The 16,737-nt window shown below is 72.2% G+C and carries 17 protein-coding genes; 12 read left to right on the forward strand and 5 right to left on the reverse strand.

Annotated elements, in window-relative coordinates; genetic code table 11:
• Positions 1 to 225: 225 nt before the first annotated feature.
• The 9 genes from ACIQUQ_RS30875 (at position 226) to ACIQUQ_RS30915 (ending at position 11,649) form a co-directional block, all read left to right on the forward strand.
• A complete protein-coding gene (locus ACIQUQ_RS30875; RefSeq protein WP_403982515.1) occupies positions 226 to 2,484 on the forward strand; it encodes an RNA degradosome polyphosphate kinase in 2,259 nt (752 codons plus the stop codon).
• On the forward strand, positions 2,465 to 3,445 hold the full coding sequence (locus tag ACIQUQ_RS30880; RefSeq protein ID WP_403982517.1) for a CHAD domain-containing protein: 981 nt from the start codon (positions 2,465 to 2,467) through the stop codon (positions 3,443 to 3,445). The genes ACIQUQ_RS30875 and ACIQUQ_RS30880 overlap by 20 nt, the downstream gene beginning before the upstream one ends.
• 69 nt (positions 3,446 to 3,514) lie before the next feature.
• The gene (locus ACIQUQ_RS30885) at positions 3,515 to 3,931 is read left to right on the forward strand and encodes an NUDIX hydrolase (protein ID WP_403982520.1); all 417 of its coding nucleotides are present in this window, start codon (positions 3,515 to 3,517) and stop codon (positions 3,929 to 3,931) included.
• A 411-nt stretch (positions 3,932 to 4,342) separates the two neighbouring features.
• Complete coding sequence (pstS, locus tag ACIQUQ_RS30890; RefSeq protein ID WP_403982523.1) at positions 4,343 to 5,479, forward strand: phosphate ABC transporter substrate-binding protein PstS; 1,137 nt, start codon at positions 4,343 to 4,345, stop codon at positions 5,477 to 5,479.
• A gap of 104 nt (positions 5,480 to 5,583) precedes the next feature.
• Positions 5,584 to 6,570, forward strand: a complete 987-nt coding sequence (gene pstC / locus ACIQUQ_RS30895) for a phosphate ABC transporter permease subunit PstC (protein ID WP_403982526.1) — start codon at positions 5,584 to 5,586, stop codon at positions 6,568 to 6,570.
• Positions 6,570 to 7,652, forward strand: coding sequence for a phosphate ABC transporter permease PstA (gene pstA / locus ACIQUQ_RS30900; protein ID WP_403982529.1), 1,083 nt, complete (start codon positions 6,570 to 6,572; stop codon positions 7,650 to 7,652). The genes pstC and pstA overlap by 1 nt, the downstream gene beginning before the upstream one ends.
• 27 nt (positions 7,653 to 7,679) lie before the next feature.
• Positions 7,680 to 8,456 (forward strand): phosphate ABC transporter ATP-binding protein PstB, encoded by a 777-nt coding sequence (gene pstB, locus ACIQUQ_RS30905; RefSeq protein ID WP_399938957.1) that lies wholly within the window; start codon positions 7,680 to 7,682, stop codon positions 8,454 to 8,456.
• Between the two features lie 229 nt (positions 8,457 to 8,685).
• Complete coding sequence (locus ACIQUQ_RS30910) at positions 8,686 to 10,164, forward strand: FG-GAP and VCBS repeat-containing protein (RefSeq protein ID WP_403982531.1); 1,479 nt, start codon at positions 8,686 to 8,688, stop codon at positions 10,162 to 10,164.
• Between the two features lie 63 nt (positions 10,165 to 10,227).
• The gene (locus tag ACIQUQ_RS30915; RefSeq protein WP_403982533.1) at positions 10,228 to 11,649 is read left to right on the forward strand and encodes an FG-GAP repeat domain-containing protein; all 1,422 of its coding nucleotides are present in this window, start codon (positions 10,228 to 10,230) and stop codon (positions 11,647 to 11,649) included.
• Positions 11,650 to 11,730: 81 nt separating this feature from the next.
• Here the strand turns inward: ACIQUQ_RS30915 and ACIQUQ_RS30920 are convergent, their stop codons facing one another.
• Both ACIQUQ_RS30920 and ACIQUQ_RS30925 read right to left on the reverse strand, forming a co-directional pair.
• Complete coding sequence (locus ACIQUQ_RS30920) at positions 11,731 to 12,729, reverse strand: anion permease (protein ID WP_403982535.1); 999 nt, start codon at positions 12,727 to 12,729, stop codon at positions 11,731 to 11,733.
• Between the two features lie 5 nt (positions 12,730 to 12,734).
• Positions 12,735 to 13,355: a DUF47 domain-containing protein gene (locus tag ACIQUQ_RS30925; protein ID WP_028797706.1), complete on the reverse strand. Its 621-nt coding sequence runs from the start codon at positions 13,353 to 13,355 to the stop codon at positions 12,735 to 12,737.
• 195 nt (positions 13,356 to 13,550) lie between these two features.
• Between ACIQUQ_RS30925 and ACIQUQ_RS30930 the strand changes: the two genes are divergently transcribed.
• A complete protein-coding gene (locus ACIQUQ_RS30930; protein WP_399938947.1) occupies positions 13,551 to 13,922 on the forward strand; it encodes a metal-sensitive transcriptional regulator in 372 nt (123 codons plus the stop codon).
• A 34-nt stretch (positions 13,923 to 13,956) separates the two neighbouring features.
• On the opposite strand, the gene ACIQUQ_RS30935 is transcribed toward ACIQUQ_RS30930, so the two are convergent.
• Positions 13,957 to 14,118, reverse strand: a complete 162-nt coding sequence (locus ACIQUQ_RS30935; RefSeq protein WP_403982584.1) for a hypothetical protein — start codon at positions 14,116 to 14,118, stop codon at positions 13,957 to 13,959.
• Between the two features lie 123 nt (positions 14,119 to 14,241).
• Positions 14,242 to 15,060: a hypothetical protein gene (locus tag ACIQUQ_RS30940; RefSeq protein ID WP_403982537.1), complete on the reverse strand. Its 819-nt coding sequence runs from the start codon at positions 15,058 to 15,060 to the stop codon at positions 14,242 to 14,244.
• A 131-nt stretch (positions 15,061 to 15,191) separates the two neighbouring features.
• Here ACIQUQ_RS30940 and ACIQUQ_RS30945 point away from each other — a divergent pair, with 131 nt between their 5' ends.
• Together ACIQUQ_RS30945 and ACIQUQ_RS30950 are read left to right on the forward strand one after the other, a co-directional pair.
• Positions 15,192 to 15,458, forward strand: a complete 267-nt coding sequence (locus ACIQUQ_RS30945) for a hypothetical protein (RefSeq protein WP_403982540.1) — start codon at positions 15,192 to 15,194, stop codon at positions 15,456 to 15,458.
• A 183-nt stretch (positions 15,459 to 15,641) separates the two neighbouring features.
• The gene (locus ACIQUQ_RS30950; RefSeq protein ID WP_403982542.1) at positions 15,642 to 15,917 is read left to right on the forward strand and encodes a hypothetical protein; all 276 of its coding nucleotides are present in this window, start codon (positions 15,642 to 15,644) and stop codon (positions 15,915 to 15,917) included.
• Between the two features lie 110 nt (positions 15,918 to 16,027).
• Here the strand turns inward: ACIQUQ_RS30950 and ACIQUQ_RS30955 are convergent, their stop codons facing one another.
• On the reverse strand, positions 16,028 to 16,732 hold the full coding sequence (locus ACIQUQ_RS30955) for a phosphatase PAP2 family protein (protein WP_403982545.1): 705 nt from the start codon (positions 16,730 to 16,732) through the stop codon (positions 16,028 to 16,030).
• Positions 16,733 to 16,737 lie beyond the last annotated feature (5 nt).

The raw sequence follows: 16,737 nt of genomic DNA on the forward strand, positions 1-16,737 counted from the left end.
CCGTTCAGGTGACGGGAAGGTCACGGGCTTGCCCCGCGGGTCCCCTGCAAGCCACACGCCATTAACCAGGCATTCAGACGCCCTTGCGACGCTCGCGCAATGCAGCCCGTCGCCGACCCGTCCAAGCGCAACGGACTCCGTCAACCGGCCGACCCCGTCGCACTGCGCCTCACCGCGCCCCCTTCCGACGCGCCTGTACTGCCGCGTGCGCGGAAGAATGGACGCATGAGCCAGCAGAGCAGCACAGAGGTCCCCGGCCAGCAGAGCCCCCAGGGGTCGGGTGCCAGGCACCCGCAGCCCTCCGTAGGGTCCATAGCCGCGCACCGGCCGCACACCGTCGCCGCGGTCGTGTCCGACCTGGAGCCGGACCTGGACGCGGATCTGGACGCCTACGACGAGGACGGCTCGGCCACCGAGCTGCCCACCGGCCGGTTCCTCGACCGCGAACGCAGCTGGCTCGCGTTCAACGAGCGCGTGCTGGAGCTGGCCGAGGACCCGGCGACCCCGCTCCTCGAACGGGCCAACTTCCTGGCCATCTTCGCCAGCAACCTGGACGAGTTCTTCATGGTCCGGGTGGCCGGCCTGAAGCGGCGCATCGCGACCGGCGTGGCCACCCGCTCCGCCTCCGGCCTCCAGCCCCGCGAGGTGCTGGAACTGATCTGGACCCGCTCCCGCGAGCTCATGGCCCGGCACGCCGCCTGCTACCAGCAGGACGTCGCCCCGGCGCTCGCCGAGGAGGGCATCCACCTGATCCGCTGGCCGGAGCTCACGGAGAAGGAGCAGGCCCGCCTGTTCACCCTCTTCCGGAACCAGATCTTCCCGGTGCTCACCCCGCTGGCCGTCGACCCCGCGCACCCCTTCCCGTACATCTCCGGCCTCTCCCTGAACCTGGCCGTCGTCGTGCGGAACCCGGTCAGCGGCCACCGCCACTTCGCCCGGGTCAAGGTGCCGCCGCTCCTCTCGCGCTTCCTGGAGGCCTCCCCGCAGCGCTACGTCCCGCTGGAGGACGTCATCGCCGCGCACCTGGAGGAGCTCTTCCCCGGCATGGAGGTGCTCGCGCACCACATGTTCCGGGTGACCCGCAACGAGGACCTGGAGGTCGAGGAGGACGACGCCGAGAACCTCCTCCAGGCCCTGGAGAAGGAGCTCATGCGGCGCCGCTTCGGCCCGCCCGTCCGCCTGGAGGTCGAGGAGTCCATCGACCCCGGCGTACTGGACCTGCTCGTCCAGGAGCTCAAGGTCAGCCCCGCGGAGGTCTACCCGCTGCCCGGCCCGCTCGACCTGACGGGCCTGTTCGGCATCGCCTCCCTCGACCGGCCCGAGCTGAAGTACCCGAAGTTCATCGCCGGCACCCACCGCGACCTGGCCGAGGTCGAGTCCGCCTCCGCGCCGGACATCTTCGCCGCGCTCCGCGAGCGGGACGTGCTGCTGCACCACCCCTACGACAGCTTCTCCACCTCCGTGCAGGCCTTCCTGGAGCAGGCCGCCGCGGACCCGGACGTGCTCGCCATCAAGCAGACGCTGTACCGCACCTCGGGCGACTCCCCGATAGTCGACGCCCTGATCGACGCGGCCGAGTCCGGCAAGCAGGTGCTCGTACTCGTCGAGATCAAGGCCCGCTTCGACGAGCAGGCCAACATCAAGTGGGCGCGCAAGCTGGAGGAGGCCGGCTGCCACGTCGTGTACGGCCTGGTCGGCCTGAAGACCCACTGCAAGCTGTCGCTCGTGGTCCGCCAGGAGGGCGAGCTGCTGCGCCGCTACTCGCACGTCGGCACCGGCAACTACCACCCCAAGACGGCCCGGCTCTACGAGGACCTCGGCCTGCTCACCGCCGACCCGCAGGTGGGCGCCGACCTCTCCGACCTCTTCAACCGGCTGTCCGGTTACTCGCGCCGCGAGACCTACCGCCGCCTGCTGGTCGCGCCGAAGTCGCTGCGCGACGGACTGATCTCCCGGATCAACAAGGAGGCGGCGCACCACCGCGCCGGCCGCCCCGCCTACGTCCGCATCAAGGTCAACTCGATCGTCGACGAGGCCCTGATCGACGCCCTCTACCGGGCCTCCCAGGCCGGCGTCCCGATCGACATCTGGGTCCGCGGCATCTGCGCCGTGCGCCCGGGCGTGGCCGGACTCTCGGAGAACATCCGGGTCCGCTCCGTACTCGGCCGTTTCCTGGAGCACTCCCGGGTCTTCGCCTTCGGCAACGGCGGCGAGCCCGAGGTCTGGTTCGGCAGCGCCGACATGATGCACCGCAACCTCGACCGCCGCATCGAGGCCCTGGTCCGGGTCACCGACCCGGCACACCGAGCGGCACTGGACCGGCTGCTGGAGACCGGCATGTCGGACGCCAGCTCCTCCTGGCACCTGGGCCCGGACGGGGACTGGACCCGGCACAGCACCGACGCGGACGGCATGCCGCTGCGGCACGTACAGGAGATGCTCATAGACGCCCGGAGGCGCCGGCGTGGCTCTGCAACACCATGACTCCAGCGCGGGGGACGTGCTCGGCTCCTACCTCCGCTCTCAGGCGACCTCCTTCCTGCGCGGACTGAGACTGCACGAGGAGAGCGGTGCCGACGCGGCCGAGGGGGTGGAGGCGGCCCGCGCGCTGCGGGCCGCGGCACGCCGGATCAGCGGTTCGCTGGCCACCTTCCGGCCGGTCACGGACTCCGCCTGGGCCGACGCCCTGCGCACGGAGCTGACCTGGCTGTCGGCGACGCTGGCCGACGAGCACGCGTACGCGGCCCGGCTCACCCGGCTGCTGGACGCGCTGCACCGGCTGTCGGGGGCCCCGGACGCGCCCGGCGTGCCGGGCCCGCGGGGAGCGGCGCGGGGGTCGCTCACCGTGGGTTCGGCGCGTGCCGCCGCGCTGCTGGAGCGGCAGCTGACCCTGGCCAGGACCAGGGCCCACTCGGCGACCCTGCACGCCCTGGGGTCCGCGCGGTTCCACGCGGTGGCCGACGCGGTGGCCGTGCTCGCCTCCGAGGTGCCGCTCGACGGGATCGCGGCGGCCGGGCGCACGGACGAGGTGCTGGTGCCGCTGTCGGCCCAGGTGGCGGACCGGCTGCAGGTCGCCGCGGGCGAGCTGCCGCTCGTACGGGCCGCCCACCCGTACAACGCGGAGGCGCTGGTCGACGACGAGACGCAGGACGCTCCCTGGCACCGGGTGCGCAGCCTGCTGCGGGTGCACCGGTACGCGCAGGAGGCGCTCGGTTCGGACGTCACGCTGCTGACGGCCGCCTGCACGGCGCTGGACCGGCACCGGGAGGCGGCGGAGGCGGCCGCGGCCTCGGCGCAGGCGGCGCGCACGCCCCGGATCGCCCCGGCGACGGCGTACGCGCTGGGCGTGCTGCACGCCGACCAGCGGCACGAGGTGGAGGCGGCGCGCTTCGACTTCCAGCGGGTCTGGCAGCCGGCCGGCTCGGCGTCCGCGGTGGTCACGTGACGTCCCGCGCCGGCCGCGCGAGGGCGGCCGCGCCGTGACGGCCGGGCGCCTCGTGAGGACGGGCACGCCGTGACGGACTGGCCGAAACCGCTGGTCGCCGCCGGGTGCGTGCTCTGGCGCCGGTCGGCCGCGGACGGCCGGCCCGAGCTGTGTCTGGTACACCGGCCGAAGTACGACGACTGGTCCTTCCCCAAGGGCAAGCTGAAGCGGGACGAGACCCCGGAGCGGGCGGCCCGGCGCGAGGTGCTGGAGGAGACCGGGTACGCGTGTGAGCTCGGCGCCCCGCTGCCGACCGCCCGGTACCTGGTCGAGGGGCGCCTGAAGACCGTGCACTACTGGGCCGCCGAGGCGCTGGAGGGCGGCTTCGTGCCCTCCCTGGAGGTGGACCGGCTGCTCTGGCTGCCGCCGTACGGGGCGCGGCTGCGCCTCACGCACCTGCGCGACCGGCCGCTGGTGGACGCCTTCCTGGCGGTGCTGGAGCGCTGAGCCGGGACGGGTGCGGGCGGTGAGCCGGGACGGGTGCGGGGGCTGGTCCGTACGGGTGTGGGCACTGGTCCGTACGGGTGAGGGGCTCCCCCGTAGCGGCACGGCGCACATGGCCGGAAACTGGCCCTTGGGGGTGTACGGCCGGCCGGTCGCGCCCCGTACATACACGTGCCGGGTGCATCCGCGCGCCCCGGCGCGCCGGGAGGCGGGGCCACACCGGGCCGTCCGCCATGGTTCACCGTCCGTTCACTCACCCCCGTTGGCCGCTTCACCTGATCTGCCTAATTTCGGCAGTGCACGGTGCGGGTCGCAGGCGAAGAGCCGGTGGCTACCGGGCAACCAGACGTAGTCCTCTTCGCACGCCGCCCCGTAACGAGACCGGCAGGCGGCTCCTGGAAGGAACACCCGAAAGTGAAGCTTCAGCGCAAGAACCGGCTTCGTGCCTCTGCCCTCGGGGCCCTCGTCGTGTCCGGCGCCCTGGCCCTCACGGCGTGCGGCTCCGACGACAACACCCCGAAGGACGGCGGCAGCAGCAAGGCCGCGGCCCCGACCGGCGACGCCTCGCAGTGCGCGGGCGCCAAGGGTCAGCTCCTGGCCTCCGGCTCCTCCGCGCAGAAGAACGCCATGGACCTGTGGGTGAACGGCTACATGGCCACCTGCGCCGGCGTCGAGGTCAACTACAAGTCCTCCTCCTCCGGTGAGGGCATCGTCGCCTTCAACCAGGGCACCGTCGGCTTCGCGGGCTCCGACTCGCCGCTGAAGCCCAAGGAGGTCGAGGAGTCGAAGAAGGTCTGCACCGGCGGCCAGGGCGTGAACCTCCCGATGGTCGGCGGCCCGATCGCCATCGGCTACAACGTCTCCGGCGTGGACAACCTGGTCCTCGACGCCCCCACCCTCGCGAAGATCTTCAACGACAAGATCAAGAAGTGGGACGACGAGGCGATCAAGAAGCTCAACCCGAACGCCAAGCTCCCCTCCACCGCCATCCAGGCCTTCCACCGCTCCGAGGACTCGGGCACCACCCAGAACCTCGGCAAGTACCTGTCGAAGACCGCCACCGCCGACTGGCCGTACGAGCCCGAGAAGAAGTGGCCGGCCCCGGGTGGCCAGGCCGCCTCCGGCTCCGCCGGTGTCGCCGCGCAGGTCAAGCAGGTCGACGGCGCGATCGGCTACTTCGAGCTCTCGTACGCCGCCTCGCAGGGCATCAAGACGGTCGACATCAACACCGGTGCGGCCGCCCCGGTGAAGGCCACCTCCGAGAACGCCTCGAAGGCCATCGCCGCCGCGAAGATCGAGGGCACGGGCAAGGACCTCGCCCTGAAGCTCGACTACGCCACCAAGGCCGAGGGCGCGTACCCGATCGTCCTGGTCACCTACGAGATCGTCTGCGACAAGGGCAACAAGGCCGAGACGCTCCCGACCGTCAAGTCCTTCCTGAACTACACGGCCAGCGACGCGGGCCAGAAGCTCCTCTCCGAGAAGGGCTACGCGCCGATCCCGGCCGAGATCAACGCGAAGGTCCGCGAGGTCATCTCCTCGCTGTCCTGAGCACGACTCCGGGGAGGGTCCGTCCCCGTCCGGACGGACCCCGCCCCGGAACCTCCGGTGCACCGCCGCCAGGGGGCCCAGCCCCCATCCAGACCGGAAAGATCATGGCTACTTTCACACCCACCCAGACAGACCAGGCTCCGCCGGTCTCCTCGAGCGGGTCCACCGGCCGGGCCGGTGACAAGATATTCGCGGGGCTCTCCAAGGGCTCCGGGATCCTGCTCCTGGTGATCATGGCGTCGATCGCCGTCTTCCTCACCTACCGCGCCGTCCTGGCCCTGTCGAAGAACGAGGGCAACTTCCTCACCACCTTCGACTGGAACGCCACGGGCGAGCCCCCTGTCTTCGGCATCGCGGTGCTCCTCTACGGCACCGTGGTCAGCTCCGTCATCGCGATGGTCATCGCGGTCCCGATCGCCGTCGGCATCGCGCTCTTCATCTCGCACTACGCGCCGCGCAAGCTGGCAAGTCCCCTCGCCTACGTCGTGGACCTGCTGGCCGCCGTGCCGTCGATCATCTACGGCATCTGGGGCGCCCTCTTCCTCGTCCCGTACCTGAACGGGCTCACGTCCTGGATGGACGAGTTCCTCGGCTGGACCTACGTCTTCGACAAGACCCAGGCGGGCGTCGACCGCTCCCTGTTCACCGTCGGCATCCTGCTCGCGATCATGATCCTGCCGATCGTGACCAGCGTCAGCCGCGAGGTCTTCCTCCAGGTCCCGCGCATGAACGAGGAGGCCGCCCTGGCCCTCGGCGCCACGCGCTGGGAGGTCATCCGGATGTCGGTGCTGCCCTTCGGCCGCTCCGGCGTCATCTCCGCCTCGATGCTCGGCCTCGGCCGCGCCCTCGGCGAGACGATGGCCGTCGCCACCGTCCTCTCCCCGAGCTTCCTGATCTCCGGCCACCTGCTGGACCCGGGCGGCGGCACGTTCGCCCAGAACATCGCCGCGAAGTTCGACGAGGCCAACGAGTACGGCCGTGACGCGCTGATCGCCTCCGGTCTCGTCCTCTTCCTCCTCACCCTGCTGGTCAACGGCGCCGCTCGCATGATCATCGCGCGCCGCAAGGAGTACTCGGGGGCGAACGCCTGATGAGCCACGCACTGCAGGACCAGCGGCCCGTACGCGGCCGCAAGTCCGCCGCCCCCACCAGCCTCACCCGAGGCGGCCTGCCCCGCTGGGCCCCCGCCGCCATCGCCGCCGTGTCCCTCGCGCTCGGCACCGGCATCGGCGCGGTCGCCGGCCTCGACAGCAAGATGCAGTGGGGCCTGATCGCCGCCGCGCTGTTCGTCGTGATCACGTACACGGCCAGCACGATCGTCGAGAACGCCCGCCAGGCCAAGGACCGCGTCGCGACCTCCGTCGTGTGGGTCTGCTTCGTCCTCGCCGTCGTCCCGCTGTTCTCCCTGATCTGGGTGACCATCGTCCGCGGCATCAAGGTGCTGGACGCCTACTTCCTGAGCCACTCGATGGCCGGCGTCGCCGGCATCGAGCCCGGCGGCGGCGTCTACCACGCCCTGCTCGGCACCATCGAGCAGGTGCTGCTGGCCACCGTGATCGCCGCCCCGATCGGCCTGCTGACCGCCGTCTACCTGGTCGAGTACGGCCGCGGCGCGCTCGCCCGGGCCGTGACCTTCTTCGTTGACGTCATGACCGGCATCCCCTCCATCGTCGCGGGTCTCTTCATCCTCACGACGTGGACGCTGATGCTGGAGCAGGGCCCCTCCGGCTTCGCCGGCTCGCTGGCCCTCTCGATCCTGATGATGCCCGTCGTCGTCCGCTCCACCGAGGAGATGCTCAAGCTCGTCCCGAACGAGCTGCGCGAGGCCTCCCTCGCCCTCGGCGTGCCGAAGTGGCGCACGATCCTCAAGGTCGTGCTCCCCACCGCCATCGGCGGCATCGCGACCGGCGTGATGCTGGCCGTCGCCCGCATCACCGGTGAGACCGCGCCGATCATGCTGCTGGTCTTCGGCTCGCAGCTGATCAACGGCAACCCCTTCGAAGGTGCCCAGTCCTCGCTCCCCCTCTACATCTGGGAGCAGTACAAGGTCGGCAGCGCCGACTCCTTCGACCGGGCCTGGGCCGCGGCACTCGTCCTGATCGCCTTCGTCATGATCCTCAACCTGGTGGCCCGCGGCATCGCCCGCTGGAAGGCCCCGAAGACCGGCCGCTGACCGGCCACGAAAGAAGCTCTGAACCCCATGGCCAAGCGAATCGACGTCTCCGGTCTCTCCGCCTTCTACGGCAACCACAAGGCCATCGACGACATCTCCATGACCGTCGAGCCCCGCTCCGTCACGGCCTTCATCGGCCCCTCCGGCTGCGGCAAGTCCACCTTCCTGCGCACCCTGAACCGCATGCACGAGGTCACCCCGGGCGGCCGCGTCGAGGGCAAGGTGCTGCTGGACGACGAGAACCTGTACGGCGCGGGCGTCGACCCGGTCGCCGTCCGCCGCACCGTCGGCATGGTCTTCCAGCGCCCGAACCCCTTCCCCACCATGTCGATCTTCGACAACGTGGCGGCGGGCCTGCGCCTGAACGGCAAGTTCAAGAAGAGCGAGCTCCAGGACATCGTCGAGCGCTCCCTCAAGGGCGCCAACCTCTGGAACGAGGTCAAGGACCGCCTGAACAAGCCCGGTTCCGGCCTCTCGGGCGGCCAGCAGCAGCGCCTGTGCATCGCCCGCGCCATCGCGGTCGAGCCCCAGGTCCTGCTGATGGACGAGCCCTGCTCCGCCCTCGACCCGATCTCCACCCTCGCCATCGAGGACCTGATCGGCGAGCTGAAGGAGCAGTTCACCATCGTCATCGTCACGCACAACATGCAGCAGGCCGCCCGCGTCTCCGACCGCACCGCGTTCTTCAACCTCGCGGCCGTCGGCCAGCCCGGCAAGCTCATCGAGATCGACGACACGGACCGGATCTTCTCCAACCCCTCCGTCCAGGCCACCGAGGACTACATCTCGGGCCGCTTCGGCTAGGAGGACCCGCGGCGCCGCCGCCGCGCGAGCCGTACGGCTCCCCCACACGTCCTGCGGTGCTGCATGGCGGTGCCACCGCAAGGCGAATCCGGGCCCGCCCCCTCACGGAGGGGGCGGGCCCACCCACGTTCCGGAGCCCCCTCACCCCTGTGACCCAGGTCACCACAACCATCGGGCGGGCACACCGGTCAACTCTCTGTCAGGAGCATGATCCACGGGGGGGGTTGTCTTGCACAGGAACACGTACGTCGTCCTGGCCGCGCTGTGCGCGGCGACCGTACTCGGCGCGACGGCACCGGCGACGGCATCCGGCACCGCGGCACACACCCCCACGGCCGCCTCCGCCGCGGCCGCCTCCGCCGCGGCTCCGAAGCCCGCTGCCGACTTCAACGGCGACGGCTACGGCGACATCGCCGTCTGGGCCCCGGACACCCCCGGCCCCCGCTCCGCGAACGGCGGTTACCTCGCGCCCGACGCCGGCGGCATCTCCGTCGTGTACGGCTCCCCCACCGGCCTCCGCCGGGACGGCGCCACCCTGCTGACCCAGAACACCCCCGGCATCCCCGGCGACCTCACGGCCGGCGCCCACTGGGGCAACCTGGCCGGCCGCGGCGAACTCGACGGCGACGGCCACACCGACCTGGTCGTCCGCACGCCCGAGGGCTACCTCGTCCTGTGGGGCTCCCCCCAGGGCATCACCGGAGCCTCCACCCTGGTCGCCGCCCCGGCCACGCTGCCCGCCCGCGGCACCCCGAGCACCGGCGTGGCCGTGGCAGACGTGACCGGCGACGGCACCGCCGACATCGTCGCCACCGGGTCCACCACCAAGAACGGCGTACGGACCTACGGCGTGCGCCTGCTGGCCGGCCCGGTCAGCCGCACCACCGCCAAGCCCGCCGCCGCCGGCTTCACCGGCACCGGCCTGCTGCACCCCACCGTCGTCCACGCCGGCGACATGACCGGCGACGGCGTCGCCGAAGTGGTCGCGACCACCAAGGACCCCGCGAAGCCGGCCGGCCTCGTCCTGCGCCACACCGGCGCCGGCCTCTTCCCCGTCGGCACCGCCACGGCCGGCCCCGGCGGAGCCTTCGGCGACCTGAACAACGACGGCCACCCCGACTTCGTCGGCGGCGACGGCGGCGCGCTGAGCGGCTCGGCGCCCCGCTCCGGCGGCCGCATCTCCGTCACGTACGGCGGCCCGCAGGGGGTCAGCAGCACGCTGCCCGCCCGCGAGTTCTCCCAGGACAGCCCGGGCGTACCGGGCGTGGACCAGCCGTACGACCGGTTCGGCCAGTCCCTCGCCGTGACCGACACCGACCGCGACGGGTACGCCGACATCGTGATCGGCGCCGCGGGCGAGGACCCCTCGGGCCAGGGGAGCGCCGGATCCGTCACCGTGCTGCGCGGCGGCCCCAAGGGCGTCACCACCGCCGGCGCGCGCGTCGTCACCCAGGGCACCGCGGGCGTGCCCAGCACCTCCGAGGCCACCGACCTCTTCGGCTGGTCCGTGCTGGCGGCCGACACCGACGGCGACGGCGCGGCCGAGGTCCTGGTCGGCGGGCCCGGCGAGGACACGTACTCGGGCCGCGTCTGGATCCTGCGCACCGGCCCCGCCGGCCTCACCGGCACCGGCGCGACGAGCCTGTACTCCGGCGCCCTCGGCGGCCCGACCGCCCACATCCACTTCGGCGACCAGCTCACGGGCTGACTCACCCGCCCACCACCCCCGCCCGCCGCCGACCGGCCGCGGCCCACGACCCACGAGGTACCCATGCGCAAGCACGTGCTCGCAACCGCCGCCTTCTGCGCGGCCGCCACCCTCGGCACCGCCGCGCTCACCACGGCGACCGCGGCCACCCCCGCCGCCACGCCGGCCGGAGCCCCGGTACCGGCGAAGCCCCGTACCGCAGACTTCAACGGCGACGGCTACCCCGACCTCGCCATCGGCGCCCACACCGCCACCGTCAACGGCATCAAGGGAGCCGGCGTCGTCACGGTCGCGTACGGCTCCGCCGGCGGGCTGAAGCTCGACACCGCCACCGTCGTCAGCCGTGCCACCCCCGGCGTGCCCGGGGACCCGGCCGAGAACGACAAGTGGCGTGCCATCAGCGGCTTCGGCGACCTGGACGGCGACGGGTACGACGACCTCCTGGTCCGCCACCGCGAGTCGACCCTGGTGCTGTGGGGCGGCAAGGCGGGGCTCACCGGCGCCTCCACCGCCGTCACCGGCAGCGGCACCGCCGCCGACCCTAAGGTGCTCGCCGGCTTCCACGGCGTGGGCGACGTGAACGGCGACGGCACCGACGACCTGGTCACCCGGGGCCACGACGGCGCCGAATACGGCGTCAGCGTGTTCCTGGGCCCGCTCGACCGGGCCACGGGCAAGGCGGCCAAGGTCTGGCACCGCAACACGCAGCGGGTGGACGGCTTCTCCGTCGGCATCTCGCTGTACGTCGGCGACATGACCGGTGACCGCACCGACGACATCGTGCTCACCGGCCTGGGCGGCCCGGGCCTGGTCCTCAAGGGGGGCGCCGCCGGACTGGCCCCGGGGGCCAAGCTCCAGATGGACGGCTCCGGGGGCGCAGGCACCTTCGGCGATCTGGACAAGGACGGTTACCAGGACCTCGTCATCGGCCTCGGCGGCAGGGTCAGCGTGCAGTACGGGGGCCCGAACGGCGCCAGCACGACGAGGCCCCGCGGCATCTACGGGCAGGACCAGCGCGGCATCCCCGGCGTCGAGCAGTCGGGCGACGGCTGGGGCAACGCCGTGAGCATCGCCGACACCAACCGGGACGGCTACCCGGACCTGCTCGTCGGCGCCCCGGGCAAGTCCGGCAACCAGCTCGGCGAGGAGCACTCCGGTTCGCTGACGGTGTTGTTCGGCAGCTCGGGCGGCGGCTTCGGCGGCACCGGCGGGGGCCAGTACCTCGACCAGAACACCCGGGGCATCCCCAGCACCTCCGAGTACCAGGACCGCTTCGGCGCGGCCGTCGTCGCGATCGACGGCGACAAGGACGGCAACCCCGAGGTCTACGTCGGCGGCCACGGCGAGGACGGCTACACCGGCCGCGTCTGGAAGCTCCACACCAGCGCCACGGGCCTCACCGGCACCGGCGCCACCAGCTTCGGCCTCACCGCCCTCGGCGGCCCGGCGGGCTGGGCGAACTTCGGCTACCGCCTCCTGGGCTGACCGGCGGGTCCGCCCCCGCACACGACAGCGCCCCCGCCGGACCGTTCCGGCGGGGGCGCTGTCGTACGTGCGGGAAGGCCGTCACCCGAAGGCGAGGTTGACCACCCAGAAGCACAGCGCGGCGACCAGGGCCGCGGCCGGCATCGTGATGAACCAGCCCAGGATGATGTTCTTGGCGACGCCCCAGCGGACCGCGTTGACCCGCTTGGTCGCGCCCACACCCATGATCGCCGAGGTGATCACGTGGGTGGTGGAGATCGGCGCGTGGAAGAGGAACGCCGAGCCGAACATGATCGAGGCGCCGGTGGTCTCGGCCGCGAAGCCCTGCGGCGGGTCCAGCTCGATGATCTTCCGGCCCAGGGTCCGCATGATGCGCCAGCCGCCCGCGTACGTACCGAGGGACAGCATCACGGCACAGGCGATCTTGACCCAGACCGGGATCGGGTCGCCGGCCTGCTCGACGTCGGCGATGACCAGGGCCATGACCACGATGCCCATCGTCTTCTGGGCGTCCTGGAGGCCGTGGCCGAGCGCCATGCCGGCCGCCGAGACGGTCTGCGCGATGCGGAAGCCGCGCTTGGCCTTGTGCGGGTTGGTGCGGCGGAACATCCACATGATCGCGACCATCACCAGGTAGCCGACGATCAGGCCGACGACCGGCGAGACGAACATCGGGATGATGACCTTGTCGACCACGCCGGACCAGATGACCTCCGTACCGCCCGCCAGCGCCGCGCCGACCATGCCGCCGAAGAGCGCGTGCGAGGAGGACGAGGGCAGGCCGAAGTACCAGGTGATCAGGTTCCAGACGATCGCGCCGACCAGCGCCGCGAAGAGGATCCACATGCCCGTGGCGCCGTGGGGCGTCTCGATGAGGCCCTCACTGACGGTCTTGGCGACCCCGCTGCCCAGGAAGGCTCCGGCGAGGTTCATCACGGCGGCCATGGCCAGGGCCGCGCGCGGGGTCAGGGCCCGCGTGGAGACCGAGGTGGCGATGGCGTTCGCCGAGTCGTGGAAGCCGTTGGTGTACGTGAAGCCGAGCGCGACGCCGATGGTCACGACCAGCGCGAAGGTGTCCACGACGGTCAGGACTCCTTGACGGCGATGGTCTCCACCGTGTTCGCCACGTGCTCGAAGGCGTCGGCCGCCTCTTCAAGCACATCGACGATCTGCTTGAGCTTGAGGACCTCGATGGCGTCGTACTTGCCGTTGAAGAGGTGGGCGAGCAGCTTGCGGTGGATCTGGTCGGCCTGGTTCTCGAGGCGGTTGACCTCGATCCAGTACTCGGTGAGGTTGTCCATCGTCCGCAGGTGCGGCATGGCCTCGGCGGTCAGCTCCGCCGCCCGCGCCAGGACCTCGATCTGCTGCTCGACGCCCTTGGGGAGCTCCTCCACGTTGTAGAGGACGACGAGGTCGACGGCCTCCTCCATGAAGTCCATGATGTCGTCGAGCGACGAGGCGAGGGAGTAGATGTCCTCGCGGTCGAACGGCGTGATGAAGGAGGAGTTGAGCTGGTGGAAGATCGCGTGGGTCGCGTCGTCGCCCGCGTGCTCCGCTGCCCGCATCCGCTCCGCGATCTCGGCCCGGGCGGACGAGTCCGCCCCGAGCAGTTCCATCAGGAGCTTGGAGCCCGTGACGATGTTGTCCGCGGATGCGGCGAACATGTCGTAGAAGCTCGTCTCCCTGGGGGTCAGACGAAATCGCACGGTGAGGTCCTCGGGGTGCATCGGATTCGGTCAGGCTGATGCTAGGCGCATCCTCCGGCCACGGCTAACCGGCGGTTCCCCAGTGTCCTCCATCAGGCACAGTGAGGAGCAGGAGCCCCTGCCCCTCCGGGCAGAGCCGAGTAACCTATACCCATGAGGGGTATGCAGCCCCCTTACCGGACACCGGGAGACACGATGACGACCACCGAGGCGGCGGGCACCACCGAGGCGGCCGGTCACGCGGCTGACCAGACGGCCGGCCAGGCCGCCGACCACGCACACGGGGTCCACGGCTACCACCACCAGAAGGCCGAGCACCTCAAGCGGCTCCGGCGCATCGAGGGCCAGATCCGGGGGCTCCAGCGACTGGTGGACGAGGACGTCTACTGCATCGACATACTCACGCAGGTTTCGGCCAGCACGAAGGCCCTGCAGTCCTTCGCGCTCCAGCTGCTGGAGGAGCACCTGCGGCACTGCGTCGCGGACGCCGCGGTCAAGGGCGGGGACGAGATCGACGCCAAGGTGGAGGAGGCCACGAAGGCCATCGCCCGCCTGCTGCGCACCTGACACCACGCCGCCGGACACGGTCCCGGGCCAGGCCTCAGGCCGCCGGCCCGGACCCCGCCAGCAGCACCTCGTCGATGCGGTCCTGGCTCAGCCGGTCCTCGTGGGCGGCCGAGGCGGCGATGATCAGCTCGCCGCACAGCTCGATCTCGGCGAGGGCCACGTAGTCCTGGACAGTCGCACCGCCTGCCGGTGTCACGCGCATCACCCTCTCTCTGCCGTCGTCGGCTTCTCAGCGTAGGGAGGCCGCCACGCGCCGCGCATGACACGGATGGACCATTTCCGGATACCCCTCGACGGCCGGCCCGCGTCGCCCCGCGTCCTACTCCGCGATCTTCCCCGCAAAAATGTCCCGGCTTGCCGGCAATTGCACCGTCACCGGTGTCCCGAACCCGTAGAGCAGGGTGGTCGAGGAGACATCGATCACGCCATTGTTCACGTAGCTGAACCGGTGCCGGACCTTCCGCAGCCGCCCCTCCTCGTCGAGGTACGCGTCGAACGGCACCAGGTCCGTGCTGAACCCTTTCGCCGCGGCCTCCAGTGCCCCGCGGGCGTGCGGCGACGCGCTGCGCGCCGCCCGGCCGATGTCCGTGGTCCCGCGGTAGTGCCGCACCTTGGTGCCGGCCAGCTCGGTCTCGCCCACGTACGTCACGTCGCGCGCCCCGCGCAGCAGCTCGGCCGCGGCCACCGGGTCGGTGGCGCCGCCGGTGACGAGGTTGCCGTCGGAAAGGGCGGTCGTGTCCACCCGTACCCACTTGTCGGCCGGCACGCCCGCACCGCGGTTCTTCATGTACAGCGCGCCCGGCGTGAGCAGTTCGGTGATCGGCCGGTGCTCCGACTTCCCCGCCGCGTCGGCCGGCAGCATGACCAGCAGCTGCCCCATCCGGTTGCGGAAGTCGACCCCGCCCTCGCCGCGGATCGTCACCCGCGTCCCGCCGGTGGCCATCTCCATGGCCGTCCGCGCGCGGGCACTGCCGGACCGCGCGAGCACGTCGGCGGCGCCCCGCACCGCCTCGGCGCCGTCGGGCGCCGTTCCGGGGCCCTCCGCGCCGCACCCGGAGAGCAGTCCCGCCATCACCCCCGACACGACCGCGGCGGCGGCTACCGCCCCGCCCCTGCGCCTGTGCTCGTGCACCACCATCGCCTGCCAACCCCCAACGCGTCACCGCTGCTTGCCCGAGGCCCCCACCCGCTCCGCATAACGACGTCCGGGGTTCACCGTCACGGTCGGGAACCGGCCGGTGCCCCGCCGGCGGCGGGTACCGTTGTGGCGTGGACACGCACTCCGAAGCCCGGCCGTCCCTTCCGCTTGGCGCCCCTTCCGGTGCCGCGTACGGCGCGACCGTCCCGGCGCCGCGCACCGCCGGGCAGGACGGGGGCCGGTCCACCGGCACCCCGGGCCCCGGGCACGTCACCGAGACCTCCGAGCGCGGTTCGTTCTGCACCGCCCGGTGCAGCTGCGGCTGGCGGGGACCGGCACGCCGCTCGCGGGACCTGGCCCGCAAGGACGCGGCGGCCCACGTGGGGCGCCCGCTGTAGGGCCGGCTGTCAGGCCCGCCGCGACGCCCGCGGTGTCGGCCGTCCCGCGCCGGGGCCCGTACGACACCTGCCGGGCGCCCGGTCACCCGTAAGGAGTGCGCCGGCTGGCGTACCCGGCGCCGGGCGGTTGCCCTGGTCGGAGGAGGGGGGACCACCTCCACAGGGCGGAGTCACATGCGACCCATGCGTCCCAGCTTCACCGTCGTCGCGTACGCGATCGTGCTCGGCTTCGCACTGGCCCCCGGCCTCGCCCAGGCGGCGGGCACGGCGAGGGGCGCCTCGGGCGGCACGTCGGACGGGGACCCCGACCACAAGCCCGTCGGTACGGCGGACGGCCCGGCGGACGTCGCCCTGGCCCTCGGCACCACGGGCGCGGCGGCGACGGCCACCGGCCTCTGGCTGCGCTCGCGCCACCGGCGCGACGAGGGGCCGGACCGCGGCGAGGAGCGCGAGCCCTGAACCGGGGCCGGTCGCGGACCGCGGTGCGGGCCTGCTTCGGTGCGGCGGCGCTGTGCCTGCTGGCCGCGGGGTTCCTCGCCGTACTGCGCCTGCTGACGGGGTGACACCGCTCAGGCGGCGAGGTCGCTCTCCTGCGTGAACTCCTCGGCCCCCTGGGCCTGGGCCAGTTCGACGGGCCGGGGCGCGCACGCCCGGCGCGAGCGGACGATCCACCCGGTACGCGGGGAGCGCGCGACGGCGCGTACCACCGGCGTGAGCAACGCCATGGCGAGCGGGGCGAGGAGCAGCACGACGGCGGTGCCCAAGGCGTACCCGCCGACGACGTCGGTGGGGTAGTGCACGCCCATGTAGACGCGGGTGAGGCCCTCGACGAGCGCGAGGCCGATGCCGACGAGCCCGATCCGGCGGTTCGCGACGAACAGGCCGACGCCCAGGGCCATCGCGAGGGTCGCGTGGTCGCTGACGAAGGAGAAGTCCGTCTTGCCGGCGGCCAGCACCTCCAGCCCCTCGTGCTGTTCGAAGGGGCGGGGCCGGCCCACGAACCCGCGCAGCGGGACGTTGACGAGCAGGGCGATGCCGGCGGCCAACGGCGCCCAGACCAGGGCTGCGAAGGACTCGACGGACTCGGCGTCGCCGCGGCGCCGGGCACCTCGCCAGCACCACAGGACGAGCAGGACGAGCGCCAGGACCAGGCCGTACTCGCCGGCCAGGCCCACGGCGCGGTCGAACCAGTCGGGGGCGTCCTGCGCGATCCCGTTGACGCGGTACAGCAGGCTTACATCGGGGTTCGGCCCACCCGTCGCGAGTTCAGCCATCGTGC

The organism is Streptomyces sp. NPDC101118 (assembly GCF_044759445.1).
GTDB lineage: Bacteria > Actinomycetota > Actinomycetes > Streptomycetales > Streptomycetaceae > Streptomyces.

Excerpts from the sequence above, each read along its gene's own strand:
- ACIQUQ_RS30875 (WP_403982515.1), top strand. The coding sequence starts at position 226 with ATGAGCCAGCAGAGCAGCACAGAGGTCCCCGGCCAGCAGAGCCCCCAG.
- pstC (WP_403982526.1), top strand. The coding sequence starts at position 5,584 with ATGGCTACTTTCACACCCACCCAGACAGACCAGGCTCCGCCGGTCTCC.
- pstA (WP_403982529.1), top strand. The coding sequence starts at position 6,570 with ATGAGCCACGCACTGCAGGACCAGCGGCCCGTACGCGGCCGCAAGTCC.
- pstB (WP_399938957.1), top strand. The coding sequence starts at position 7,680 with ATGGCCAAGCGAATCGACGTCTCCGGTCTCTCCGCCTTCTACGGCAAC.
- ACIQUQ_RS30915 (WP_403982533.1), top strand. The coding sequence starts at position 10,228 with ATGCGCAAGCACGTGCTCGCAACCGCCGCCTTCTGCGCGGCCGCCACC.
- ACIQUQ_RS30930 (WP_399938947.1), top strand. The coding sequence starts at position 13,551 with ATGACGACCACCGAGGCGGCGGGCACCACCGAGGCGGCCGGTCACGCG.
- ACIQUQ_RS30940 (WP_403982537.1), bottom strand. The coding sequence starts at position 15,060 with ATGGTGGTGCACGAGCACAGGCGCAGGGGCGGGGCGGTAGCCGCCGCC.
- ACIQUQ_RS30950 (WP_403982542.1), top strand. The coding sequence starts at position 15,642 with ATGCGTCCCAGCTTCACCGTCGTCGCGTACGCGATCGTGCTCGGCTTC.
- ACIQUQ_RS30955 (WP_403982545.1), bottom strand. The coding sequence starts at position 16,732 with ATGGCTGAACTCGCGACGGGTGGGCCGAACCCCGATGTAAGCCTGCTG.